At 50.8% G+C, this 12,955-nt stretch carries 11 protein-coding genes; 2 read left to right on the forward strand and 9 right to left on the reverse strand.

Translation table 11 applies throughout. From position 1 onward, the window contains the following. The first annotated feature begins 1 nt into the window (after position 1). Entirely contained in the window at positions 2-148 is a 147-nt protein-coding gene (locus HBA55_RS01155) for a hypothetical protein (RefSeq protein WP_206019479.1), read from the forward strand. A 217-nt stretch (positions 149-365) separates the two neighbouring features. Here the strand turns inward: HBA55_RS01155 and HBA55_RS01160 are convergent, their stop codons facing one another. From HBA55_RS01160 to HBA55_RS01170, 3 genes are read right to left on the reverse strand one after another with little or no spacing between them, the layout of a single operon-like run. Further along, positions 366-2,006 carry an AMP-binding protein gene (locus HBA55_RS01160; protein WP_166985728.1) on the reverse strand — a complete coding sequence of 547 codons (1,641 nt, stop codon included), beginning with the start codon at positions 2,004-2,006 and terminating at the stop codon, positions 366-368. 48 nt (positions 2,007-2,054) lie between these two features. Next, a complete protein-coding gene (locus HBA55_RS01165) occupies positions 2,055-3,341 on the reverse strand; it encodes a serine hydrolase domain-containing protein (RefSeq protein WP_166985735.1) in 1,287 nt (428 codons plus the stop codon). A 20-nt stretch (positions 3,342-3,361) separates the two neighbouring features. Then, positions 3,362-5,551: a TonB-dependent receptor gene (locus tag HBA55_RS01170; RefSeq protein ID WP_166985740.1), complete on the reverse strand. Its 2,190-nt coding sequence runs from the start codon at positions 5,549-5,551 to the stop codon at positions 3,362-3,364. A gap of 233 nt (positions 5,552-5,784) precedes the next feature. Between HBA55_RS01170 and HBA55_RS01175 the strand changes: the two genes are divergently transcribed. Beyond that, a complete protein-coding gene (locus HBA55_RS01175; RefSeq protein WP_166985747.1) occupies positions 5,785-6,852 on the forward strand; it encodes a helix-turn-helix domain-containing protein in 1,068 nt (355 codons plus the stop codon). Positions 6,853-6,897: 45 nt separating this feature from the next. Here the strand turns inward: HBA55_RS01175 and HBA55_RS01180 are convergent, their stop codons facing one another. From HBA55_RS01180 to HBA55_RS01205, 6 genes are all read right to left on the reverse strand, one after another. Then, on the reverse strand, positions 6,898-7,866 hold the full coding sequence (locus HBA55_RS01180) for an alpha/beta hydrolase (RefSeq protein ID WP_166985751.1): 969 nt from the start codon (positions 7,864-7,866) through the stop codon (positions 6,898-6,900). Between the two features lie 46 nt (positions 7,867-7,912). Then, entirely contained in the window at positions 7,913-8,272 is a 360-nt protein-coding gene (locus tag HBA55_RS01185; RefSeq protein ID WP_166985756.1) for a nuclear transport factor 2 family protein, read from the reverse strand. Positions 8,273-8,402: 130 nt separating this feature from the next. After that, complete coding sequence (locus tag HBA55_RS01190) at positions 8,403-9,350, reverse strand: alpha/beta hydrolase (RefSeq protein ID WP_166985761.1); 948 nt, start codon at positions 9,348-9,350, stop codon at positions 8,403-8,405. Between the two features lie 23 nt (positions 9,351-9,373). Next, positions 9,374-9,745: a nuclear transport factor 2 family protein gene (locus HBA55_RS01195; RefSeq protein WP_166985764.1), complete on the reverse strand. Its 372-nt coding sequence runs from the start codon at positions 9,743-9,745 to the stop codon at positions 9,374-9,376. Positions 9,746-9,801: 56 nt separating this feature from the next. Then, positions 9,802-11,364, reverse strand: coding sequence for an acyl-CoA synthetase (locus tag HBA55_RS01200; protein WP_166985766.1), 1,563 nt, complete (start codon positions 11,362-11,364; stop codon positions 9,802-9,804). A 27-nt stretch (positions 11,365-11,391) separates the two neighbouring features. Then, the gene (locus HBA55_RS01205) at positions 11,392-12,939 is read right to left on the reverse strand and encodes a carboxylesterase/lipase family protein (RefSeq protein ID WP_166985770.1); all 1,548 of its coding nucleotides are present in this window, start codon (positions 12,937-12,939) and stop codon (positions 11,392-11,394) included. Between the last annotated feature and the right edge of the window lie 16 nt (positions 12,940-12,955).

Raw genomic sequence — 12,955 nt, forward strand, 5'->3', positions numbered from 1 at the left:
CTTGAAGACTGAAACGGGTAATGTGCCTGAATTTGCCCTTAAGGCCACCTGCCCGGCGGCATGCGGCATCGTCGCCGGCGTGACCAGATACTTGGCAGACCGCGGTTGTCACATTAGCGAGCTTAATCACTTCGGCGACCGCTTCTAAAACAGGTGGAGGGCTTCAATGCCATCAATGTTCACGGGATATTGAGTCCAATGTGGCTAACGCCGATATAGTCGTGGCCGCAGTTGGGCGAGCGGTCGAACGGTGACCCAGACTGGAGTGACCACCGCTCGACCACCCTTTGGCGTAGAAATCCAGCGATTATTGCGACTGGAGAAAGGCCATAGGGAGTGGTTCCGGAATTGACACTTGACAGGAGTCAAGTCAAGAACAGGACGCGACCGCCTGCAGGACCTGCCAAACTCTCTTTGATCGCGCAGCGGTAACGCTCCTCGATCTGCCGCCGCTTGATTTTCAAGGTTGGCGTAAGCCCGCCGTTCTCAATGGTCCATTCAGGAACAACGATTGTGTTAGCGACCTTTTCATGAGCGGCTGTCTCGCTGTTAACTTGATTAAGCAGATCTTCCAACTCGTGTCGTAAAACTTCTTCCGATGTATTAACACCTGCTTCCGATAACGTTGTCAGCAAAACCGGCTGATCAAATCCATGGCCGATCACGCAGAATTGCGCCAGTAGATGGCATCTCGCAAAAAGATTTTCCAAACGCGCCGGTTGGATAAACTTGCCCTTGCTTGTCTTGAACACTTCACTGATGCGACCCGTGAGCCAAAGGTTACCGTTGTCATCCATTTTTCCGGAATCACCGGTGTTATACCACCCATCCTCGATCACTTCTGCCGTTTCATCGGGTTCCAGGTAGTAGCCCTTCATGAGACCCGGCGTCTTAAACTGAATCTCGCCAGCATCTGTGATTCTGACCTGTACAGAGTCATCATTGGGGATCCCTACTGACCCGAGCAAAGGCGTATCATTATGGTGCCAGCTACACCCGTGAGCAAAAGTCTCTGTCATGGCGTAACCTTCTCGCAGTACAATCCCCAAGTTCAAATACCACTCATGCACCTCATCCGGGCAAGAAGCGGAACCTGTCAATACGGTACGAGCCTTGCCTAAGCCCAAATGTTGAATAATCTCTGCCTTTTGATCCTCGGTCAGATAGGGCTGAGAGGCGGGCGGGATCTTGGCATCGATGCCTTCCTTGAACTTCATCCATAGGCGAGGCACAGCAAAGAACACCGTCGGCTGGACAGAACGCAATTCATCGGCGAAGGTCTCCAGGCCTTCGGAGAAAGAGACGGGCGAATTCGTGTAAAGGCTCATCATCTCTACCACGATACGCTCCGCCGCATGAGACATGGGTAGAAAGGAAAACAGCCGGTTTTCATCATGATCCATTTTTAATACTTTCAACATCCTGGGTACGACCAATCCCGGGGTTTTGTGCATATGCATCACGCCCTTGGGGTTGCCGGTGGTACCCGATGTATAGATGGTGGTAAAGACATCATCGGGTTCCGGGATCGGAGAATCTCTAAATGGCTGATGGATGGCAACAATCTCTTCGAGACTGGTATCGAATTCGAAACCACAACCCAGCATTGCCACGGTTTCCACCCCCTCTACCAAAGCATCCTTGACCTTTGCCGACTGATCGAAAGCCCCACAAAAAATCAACTTTGTTTCCGAGTGCCTGAGTATATAGTTTGCGGACTGGCAATCCTGTCCAGGGTATATGGGTACGGAGATATGTCCGGCCAACATAATCGCCAGATCACATATGGGCCAATCTTTGCTGTTTGATGACCAGATAGCGATACGGCTTGCTGGCGGGTAATGCTTGTTGATCAGAAAGGCGGCGATTCGTCGAACCTGATCGGCGACCTCTGCCCAGGTATATTCCCTCCATTGCAGGTTTTTCGGTTGGCGTAAGTAAATCCGGTTGGGGGTTTCTTTTTCCCATTGGTAAAACAATTCCAAGGGTGACTGAGGAGCAGACATCTTTTCGGTATTCCTGCTGTGATAGTTTTGGTGGGGTAGGTACGGCGCTCAGGTAAGCGCCTCATAAGCCATCTTTACAACCCGGTCCTGCAAGTGTTCTCTCGCCGCCATCGGATAGAGAAATACATGAGTGAAGAACAGACAGAACATATCTTCTATCGGGTCTATAACAAAGTAGGTGCCACCCGCTCCGCTCCAACCATAGGCGCCTGCGGACACGGGCATAAATGTACCACCCAATTGCTTACGAACAGACACGCCAAATCCGAAACCATGGTGTGGCCCCTCCATTATATTCACTGACTTACCCCCGATATGATTGGCTGTCATCAGATCGATGGTTTTGCGGCCGAGAATTCTCTCTCCGTTAAGCTCTCCGGAATTCAGCAGCATTTGCGCAAACAGTGAAAAATCCCTCGGTGATGACAGCAGCCCCCCAAACATACCATTGGCCGAGATCAGTTTTCGGTCCTTGCCGTCCAGCTTCTCTGCTGTCGATGGAGCATCCCGCAATACAAATGCGCCGCTGTCATCCCATTGGTACTCCGCCGTCAGCGTATCGACGTCTGACTCGGGGCAATAAAATCCCGTGTCGCCCATTCCCAGCGGTTGAAAAATATGCGTGTCACAGAGTGTCTCCAGACTCTGACCGGTGACCCGCTCCAACAGCAGGCCAAGCACGTCGAAATCATGACCATAACTCCAGCATTCACCCGGTTGCGACTGAAGCGGCAGATTGGCCAGGGACAAAATCATCTGCTCAAACGGTTGCGGAGGATTGTTGAGTTTATCGTCGACCAGACCGGGCAGCATGCCCGTGCCCAGAAACGGTGCCGTAACAGCGGATGCATAGGTTGCCGGCATAGTACTGAAATGCGGCAGCCCAGATGTCATTGTCAGCAGATCGAATACCGTGATCTCACGCTCTGCTGGAACGGTGTGAGCCATTGTTACATCGCTGCGTACACCACCGGGGACAGGGGGGACCAGTACTTGCCTGTTGGAAAACTCGGGCAAATACCTGGAAACGGGATCGTCGAGAAAGAACAGACCCTCCTCGAATAATCGCAGTGCCAGTACGGCGATAACCGGTTTGGTTTGTGAGTACAGCCGGAAGCGGCTGGCGACCCCTAAAGGCATCGACTCCTCGACACTTTGCCAGCCATGGACTGAACAATGGGCGATGTGTCCCTTGCGCCCTACGATCGCTACTGAGCCCGGTACAACTTCGTCTTTGACCGCTTTTTCCAAGGTGGTGGCTATTCTATGTAACCGGTCGGGTGAAAAGCCCAGCTCTTCCGGATTTTTGTTCGTCAAAAGATCACTGTATTTCATAACTGGTTCGCCTGTTGAGACTAATACTGATATTTGACATTAAGCCCAAAAGTAGCTGGTCGAGAACGCGGGCCCAGAATACCTGGATCTATGCTGGTTGGTACGGAAGTCAGTAGACCATCCTCTCCCAGGAGGTTCTCGCCGAACAGGAATACACCCCAGTTATCGCCTTCAACACCGATTCGAGCATTCAGCAGGGTAATTTTGTCGCTTGAATAGGCCGAACCGACGCTGTAACTCGGTTTTTCGTCAACATGCTGAATATCGAGATGGAAGACACCTTGCAGGCCTGAATCGTCCGACGCAATCGACCATTGGTAGTCAGCAGCCGCTGAAAGGGTATATTTGGGGACTTGCTGAATCCTTGAACCCGAAGGAATTTGTGCTGGAGCCGTCCCGACCGTGTCCAGATATTCGGAGGAATTTACATTACCCCCGACCTGCAGCCTTAGTCCCGAAATACCCGTGTAAACAAAATTGGCATCTACACCATAGGATTCAGCGTTTCCACCGTTAACACCAACCAGTACAGGCGTTGGTATTCCTCCAAAATTCACGATAAATGTCTGAAAAACCTGAACATCACTCCAGTCATTGAAATAGAGTGCGCCCTCAAAGGAAAAATCACCATCCAGTAGAGTGACCTTGGTACCAACTTCGTAGGTCCACAGCTCTTCCGGATCCGCCGCAGAAATCCCATTTGGAAATGCAGAGAGTTCCGAAGCCAGATAGTTATGAGCACCCGGCCGAAACCCCTTGGCCAGATTGATATAGGTCAGAAAATCCTCAGACCAGCGCGCCGTGGCATTAAAACGGGGAGTGATATCATTGTTCTCTTCCTTGCGAGGGTTATCAACGCCAAGAAAAGCAGCGGCCGCTGCGTTAGCCGGCGCAGATTCAACAGCTGTTCGTTCGTCTTCGACATAACGCAGCCCTGCGGTTAACTCCAGAATATCGGAAAATCCAGTCCAATGAACTTCTGCGAATACCGCCCACTGTTCGTCTTCATAGTGTTCAGAAAATCCGACAATTGCCTGTGATGGTGCTGGTGGCTGGGTGAATAACGTCGCATCATCATCCTGCTCTCCCTTCAGGTAAAACAGACCACCGTTCCAGGAAAACGCACCGTCGCCCGTTGAAGACAGTCGGATTTCCTGACTGATGGCCTCATTTTTTCGATCGATCGCAAGATCAACCAGGGTAGTGGTCAAGCCATCGACCCGTTGTTGTTCTGATTCGATATAACTGGTTGTTGAGTACAGGTCAAAGCCATCAAAGCTATACTCAATCACCGTGTTATAAAGTGAGAATTGGGAATTATCGAAATAATCCAGACCGGAATTTCCCTGTGGGATCAAAAGATTGATTGAAGTATTCACGTAATCAGCATTGGAGAATCCCGGAGCGGCATCCGCTTCCGAGTGCCAGACAGAACCCCGAACTTCCAGGTTGTCCGTCGGGGTGTAGGTCAGTCTTGCACGTACCGTAGTCCGCTCTGAATCATTAAAGTCATTCTCCGCCGTAACCACATTGTCAACGTAACCTCCATTGTCTTCATGACCGACAACAAACCTCAAACCCAGAACCTCATCAATCACCGGCACATTGAGGGCGGCATTAACGCCATAGTTACTCCCTCCCCCTTCCGTATTGGATCCGCTGATATCCAGCTTAACTTCATAATCGGAGGTATCAGCAGGTTGCGTTCGCACAATAACCGCGCCGCTCGAAGAACCCGCGCCATACAGGGTTCCTTGCGGGCCACGCAGTATCTCCACTTGCTGCAAGTCAAATGGATTGATGTCCGGCACATGTGAGGTATTGATCAGCGTGAAAGGCAGGTCGTCAAAGTAGTAACCTACCGTAGCATCGCCAAAGTCAGAGGAGATACCACGTATCTGGATGCTCATCTCGTTGGCGCCTGTTGTCTGGGTAAAATTAACTCCTGGCGCTCCGGCCAGGGCATCCTGAATTGAGTCAGCCCCCATGTGTTCAAGCTGGTCGCCTGATACGCCTGTAATGGCGAAACCGGTATCCATCACCGATCGGCCTTCACCGCGTTTTTCAGCCAAAATAACAATTTCTTCGAGAACAAATGCGTCATCAATAGCGCTATCCGCTTCCTGTGCACCTGCTTGTGCGGCAACCACGGTCGCGATAGCCGTGGCGAGATACCACGATGGAAAAAAACACTTGTTATGATTATTCATAGCTGAACTCCTCAATGTACCGCTTATATAAAATGGGACAGACACTAAACTGCACCAATTGTGTTCAGATCCATGTTAGTGCAGATACAACTTCCCCATTTCCCTCCGCGGACGAACAATTTCCCGTATCGTTCATAGGCCGGTATTGGTATACATTGAGTGGTCATTCGTTCAGGTGTATTATGGTTAAGCGCCTTTTAATATAACAATTGCCTATATAGAATGAGTTTATCATGCAGGATTTGCCCAGCAGTGATTCAAGCCTGATCAATCAAATTCACAGGGAAGTTATTGCATACAGCTCCAACCGTCATACCGGTGCAACGCTGGAGTTCCAGGGCCCGGCCATGTTGTCATATGAGTTCCCTTGCCGCTCTCAAGGGCGTTCGGGCCAGAACCTTCTGAATGACCAGCACGGCAACGATTATTTTCAGGTCTTTCAATTATCTGAGGAGCTCTATTCCGGGGCTGTTTACCTAACTCCCGGCAGGGATTTCTCTGTCCCAAGACAGCTGAAAAACCTGATGGGATTCGTTATCGGCTACAACTTTGAGTCAATTACCCCTGCTGGGCTGATCGGCTGCTCTACTGAAGAACCAATCGCTTATCTGTGCAGCTACCCCGATTTTGAAACCGGCATTTATCAGCCCAATCTCTTCACTGAACACAAGCTGATATGTATCTATTTTGATAGAGATTGCATTGAAAAATCTCTCGGCATGAATAGAGAGGGATTCCCGAGCTCGCTCACTGAGTTTTATGAGACGTCAAGCGATAAATGCATGTATATGCCAATATCCCTTTCACACGGAGCGAAAGTTCTTGCAGAGGAACTGTTGCTGTCCCCCATGAAAGGTCCATTACGTTATCGTCAATTTTCGGCCGGCTGTAACTACCTGTTATTGCAGCTTCTGCAGGCTCTGGCGGATTTGGACAGCAAGGTGGATACCTACTCAGATAGACTCGACTTTGCGAGGCGTTTGCTGATGGAAGATCTGCAATCCCAATACACTCTGGAGCAGATTGCCAGCAAGGTAGGTATCGGCAAGACAAAGTTCGCTTTGGACTTTAGAGAAAAATACGGTCTCACCGCAACGGATTTCCGGCGGGAAGTCAGACTGAAAGAAGCTTTCCGGCTACTCAGGCACACCAACAAACCCATTGCCATTATCGCCGAGGAAACAGGCTTCAGTGGCAACAACAAGCTTTCTACTCTGTTTAAGAAACGCTTTGGTGTATCGCCCAGAGACGCGAGAAAAACCGGCCAGTTGAAAACACTGGTTAATAACATTAAACCTTAAGGGCACTGTGGGAAAGGCGCCCTTGGACGCCTCAGCAGGATATTTTCACTCTTCGGCGAGTGCTCGCGATAACGCCGCGCATGCTCGCTCAAAATAGACCCGAGCAGACGGGAATTTATGAGCCAGCGAGGTAAACTGATGCGGCATTCCTTCGCCAACTAAGAACTCGACCGCCACTCCGGCGCTGTCGAGCTTTTCTGCATAGATTTTTCCCACCTCAAACAGAAAGTCACATTCCGCCACAAGCACCATCGCTGGCGGCAAACCCTTTAGATCATTATCCGCTGGCCTGAAGTACAATGGAAGTCTTGGCTTTCCTTCCTCTTCCAGGATGCTGGGATCAGAGAATATATATTTATTGAAGAACTTCGCACTCTCCAACGTCAACATTGCGTATTGGCGCAGCTGACACGACTCAGAGGACAAATCAGAGTCCAAGGCCCCCACAATAATCAGCTGGAATGATATCCTCGGACCGCCTTTGTCTCTGGCTTCAATAGCGACATTTGCGCTAATCAATCCCCCCGCACTGTCCCCGGCCACGGCTAGTCGCTCAGGATCACCGCCGAAACACTGTGCGTTTTCAGCGATCCAAACCAAGGCGGCGTAACAATCATCCCTAAAGGCCGGATAAGGGTGTTCTGGCACCAGGCGATAGTCTACAGATACCACCATGCAGCCAGTCAATTGGCACATCAAGCGACAAGGCGCATCGTGTGTATCCAATCCGCCCAATGTAAAACCTCCGCCGTGATAGTAGACAACAACAGGAAAGGGACCACTGCCTTTGGGAGTGTATATTCGTACCCGCAGAACAGAGTCCGGCCCCGGGAAGGATACTTCCTCAACGCGGCCTACTTCAATTTCGGGAGCCGCCGGTTGGGCCATGGCATACATGCCACGGTATTGCGATACGGGAATATCTGAAAGTTTGGTTGTTAACTGACTGTTTCTCTTGGCGATGAAATCTTCCAGAGGTTGAAACTCCGGGTGCAATGCAGGTTTCTCAATCATGGGTGGCGTATCCTGAATAACCGACTTTGGCATTCCGCTAAACGACTCAGTGGAAGTGATAGGATTTGGCCGTAATCAGCCATTTACCCTTTGTTTTGGCCAGATGAAAGTAACTGGTAGCAGGCTGCATCAAGCCCGCGAAGCCAAATTCTTCAACAATAACACTGGCCACATCACCGGCTGCATCCACAAAACTGACTATTGCCCGGTATTGACTCCAATCCGTATCCGCACTTGAAAATCTCGGGATCATCTTCTCGATATCATAGTACTCGGGGCCATCCTTACCAGGACCAACCATAATAAATTCCGGGTGGAAAAGTGATTTGAATTTCTCGACATCGCGCTCAACCCATGAGTCGATGTAAGACTGGATAGCTTTCTTAATCTCGATTTTGTCATCCACAAACATATGCTGCCTTCATTTAGTCGTCGAAAGGCTATGTTAGTGGATATATTGCGGAATAAATTCCCGAAATAATCGGATTACTTCCCAGTCTGTTCGGCAGACCGGGAATGCCGTAATTAGAGGGACCTCAGTGGCAAGCCCCATAAAGCGCAGCCCGGACCGCCTCCGCCGCCCGCGTTACAAACGGCCGTGTCGCAGGTACCACATTAGACATGGTGAAAAATGAGTGAATCATACGATCTGCACACATATACTCCACCCGGTTACCCGCCTCCCGCAATTTTACTGCCAGCTGCTCTCCAGCCGGACGAAGAATATCGAATTCAGCGGTGACCACCAGCGACGGAGGCAGATTCTCAAGGTTCTGCCGGCCCAGAATATTCACTTCCGGGTGTTCCAGATCTCTCTTGTCCTCGAAAGTCTGATCAATAAACCAATCCAGTCTTGCGATATCCAGCGTCATGCCATCTCCGGCAGCAATGTCGTCCTCTTCAAAGGTGGATTTCACTGCAGGGACAACAGGCAACAAAAAGGAAACCTTGGGTCCATGCAAGTCTCGGCTGCGACAAGCGGTAATCAGAGTCAGGTTGCCGCCGGCGCTGTCACCAGCGAGGGCTATACGTTCCGCAATGCCATTAAGAGAACCGGCATTGTCATGCGCCCAGACCAGGGTGTTGTAGGCATCGTCCTGGGAGGCGGGGAACTTGTGTTCCGGTGCCAGTCGATAGTCGACGGCAACCACGATACACTCCGATACCCGGCAAAGGTGTCTGCACTGGGCATCGTGGGTGTCCAGCGAACCAAAGCAATATCCGCCGCCATGGTAGTGCACAATCACTGGAAAGGGCCCATTGCCCCCTGGGGTATAGATTCTCCCCTTCAGCTGGTGGTCACCACTGGGAATGTGACACTGCTTCACTGAACCGACGCCGATCTCGGGTGTGGAAGGGTGAAAAGCGGTGTAGAAAGCTCGGGTATCCTCTACAGAGACGTCGTAGGGCGACGGCTTGGTACCGGAACCCGCGGGGTAGAATCGCTTTAAATAGTGAATAAGCTCGGGGTGTACGTTTTTCATGGAAGCATCCTCACCGACATTTTCTAACTGTGGAAATGATAGGTTTTCGCGGTGAAGATCCATTCGCCATCGATTTTCATCAGTTGAAAGAAATCGGTAGCCAGTAAGTTGATGTCGTTAAATCCAAATTCCTCAACTTCGACTGTGGCAACCGGGCCCGCGATTTGGATGTGAGTGATGTCCGCTATATAGTCCTGCCAGGATGCAGCTGATTCACTCATGACTTTGATCATCACGTCAACACCGGTGACAACGGGTTTGCCTTCCTTAATGGTTGTCATAATAAAATCGGGATGAAACAGGCTGTCAAAAATACTGACGTCTTTTTCTACCCATGCGTCTATATATTTCTGGACTACTTTTCGGATGGCGATTTTTTCATTCACTACAGACATGGTTTATCCTGGTTTCAAATTTTTAGTTGTACTTTTGAGTGGTACTTGACGGTAATTCAATTGACAGCAGATGTTTTATCCTGCCAATAGGGTTCTCTCAGTTCCCGCTTCAAGACTTTTCCTGCCCCGGAAAGTGGAAAGGCTTCCTCTCGAAACGAAACGCTGCGGGGCTGTTTATAGTTGGCGATCTTACCTTTGGTGTGCGAAAAGATGCTGTCTTCCGTCAGGTTGGCATCGCGTTTGGGAATCACAATCGCATGCACCGCTTCGCCCCATTTATCCGACGGAATACCAATAACCGCTACCGCTTCGACATCGGGGTGCGTAGAAATGGCGTTTTCCACCTCCGCCGAAAAAACGTTTTCACCACCGGAAACAATCATGTCTTTGACGCGATCAACGATAAAGATAAAACCATCTTCATCACGGTAAGCGCCATCGCCGGTTTTCACCCAGCCATTGATCAGCGTTTGCTCGGTCTGTTTTGGCAGATTCCAGTAGCCCGACATTGCCCCGGGAGAGCGGGCGTAGATTTCTCCCACTTCTCCATTAGCAAGGTCGTGGCCATTTTCGTCACAAATCCTGACCTCCACCCCTGGTACCGCTACTCCGGCGGAGCGGAGCTTTCCTCCCTGTTTAAATCCTTCCCGGTGATCCTCTGCATTAAGATTGGTGATCACGGGGCCCATTTCGGTTTGACCATAACCCTGAATGATATTGAGGTTTGGAAAATACTCCAGCAGCTGACTCAACAACCCTTCTGGCATGGGTGATGCGCCATAGATACAGGTGTGCAAGGATTTAAGCTTTTCGGGGTCAAATTGTGGATGAGACAGCACCATTCCCCACATGGTGGGAACCAGGATGGTATGGGTCACAGAATATTGTTCGACCATGTCCATTGCGCGCTGGGGATCGAATGTTGGCAGAAACACGTGCGTCATACCACTGCTCATGGTTGCACCCGAATAAGCGCCGTCCGCCAGGTGAAACATGGGTGCCGCATGCAGATAGGCGCCGCCGCGATTGTAGTTGACATTGACACTGTTAACGACGTTGTTGTACCAGATGGCCTGGTGAGACAACATTACGCCTTTGGGAAAACCGGTGGTGCCGCCGGTATAATAGATTCCAGCCAGATCGTCTCCACTGCGCTCGGCATCATCACAGGGTTGGTAGCCTCTGATCAATGCTTCGTAGTCCAGCATCCCCGCCGGAACCTCACCGTCATCACAGAAGATGACGCTTTTGACCCCATTGGCCTCTTTCTGAATATCGTCCAACTGAAGTGAAAAAGCCCGGTCAACCAACAGGATCTTCGCACCTGAGTCATTAAGCGCATAAGCGTTTTCTGTCGCGGACCAGCGGGTATTAAGAGGTACGACCAGGCCGCCGCTCCACCAGACGGCATAGTAGTACTCCAGATATCGATCGGAATTTAGCGACAGCATGGCAACACGGTCACCCTGGTTGACACCCAGATCGCGAAGCCCTTTTGCCAACCTGGATACCCGGTCCTGCATCTCGGACCAGGTATGTTGTCGCTCTCCCATTATTGTCGCCAATTTGTTGGGCTTGGCCATTGCCACCGTTTTTAAAGGTTGTGTCAGGTTATACATCTCTCACCTTGTTTTTTCTCTCTGAGGTTACATCAGAACGCTGTGTTTCCAGATATCAATGACTTCCCGCTCCATGGGCCAGGGTTTCACCTCGAATGTGGTATTAAACAGCATCACCTCACCACGTTGATTGTTGTATCTTGGCCATGTGGGGCAGCTTGTATTGTTCGGATCTCCCGTTTTGATAAAAGCTACCCAGTAGTTGTGAATCGTTGTGGAGACATCGTAGGGTTTGCAGTCACCAATCAGGCTGTCGGCCTGCCAGTTATCCATACGATTAAATGTAAACGGAACCTCCAGAAAATGATGCGCACCCAGGCGCCCCTCCATCTGGGGAGTTTCCCAGTCGAACCGATACATCCAAACATTGTCGCTGTTTGCAGCCTGGTACTCGGTAAAGATATGAGTGATGGCGGAGAACATCTTGTCCGATTCAATGCGAATGCAAAATTCAAAGTCACTAATACCCTGATGATTCGACTGATACCGATGCAGGAGAGACTCCGACTCCTCCCCCAGAGCAGCCTGCAGCGAAAGTCTGGCCACCTCGGGGTTAAAAAACGCCGTTGAGGTATCCACCATAAACAGACTGCTCTCGTCCTTGGTATAGCCAATCAAGACATCAATGTCTTTGCAGAAACCCTGCTGGACTGCGGTGTTGGGTGAGACGGGCAAGGAGTCCGTGCCATGCACTGGCAAGAAGGCCATATATCCAACAGCGCACTTGACCCCGAACTTCTCGAGTTTTCCATCCCCCGCCGGATCCAGCAGCTCCTCCGAGAGTTCGGTCTGAGTCTGAAGAATATCCTCTATCTGTAACTTGCAGAGAGCTTCGGTATCACCGCGCTCAATGCCCAGTCGTTCCATCATCAAGGACGTAATGTTGTTGGCTTCATCTCTGGAAAGAGAATTTGGCAGAGCCTGACTCTGAAGGATGGCCCGCTTGAAGAGACCTTTCGCCTCCGGCATGGCCAACAGCGTGGCCACCGCCATTCCCCCGGCGGACTCACCACCAATGGTGACGTTATCCGGGTCGCCCCCGAAGGCTCTAATATTGTCTCGCACCCATTGCAGTGCGGCAATTTGATCCCTCTGGCCCAGATTGTCCGAACCATTCAAAGACGGAAAATAGTCTGCCAGATGCATATAGCCCAACGCGCCCAGCCGATAATTGATGGTCACCGTCACTATGCCATCTCTCGCAAACGAGGAGCCGTCGTATACCTCGTCGGAGTTGCAGCCCATAAAGAAACCGCCACCATGAATCCACACATACACCGGCAAATTCCTGGCCTCTGTATCCGGTGTGTAGATATTGAGATTCAGGCAGTCGTCCCCTGCAGGGTATTTGGGAGAACACAGGTCACCAAAATAGCCGTGGGCTTTGACCTGCGGCACAGTCGCGCCATAGCTGTCAGCGACGAACTCCCCCTCCCAAGGTTCTGGCAAAACCGGAGGCTTAAACAAATTCCCACCAAACGGCGGTTGGGCATAGGGTATTCCCCGAAAAACCGCGACACCGTTTTCCTCGACACCGGCAATCCTGCCATTGGCTGTCTTTACCACAGACTGCATGTTTTACTCCACTACG

It is taken from the genome of Pseudomaricurvus alkylphenolicus (assembly GCF_011683955.1).
GTDB classification, from domain to species: Bacteria; Pseudomonadota; Gammaproteobacteria; order Pseudomonadales; family Cellvibrionaceae; genus Pseudomaricurvus; species Pseudomaricurvus alkylphenolicus.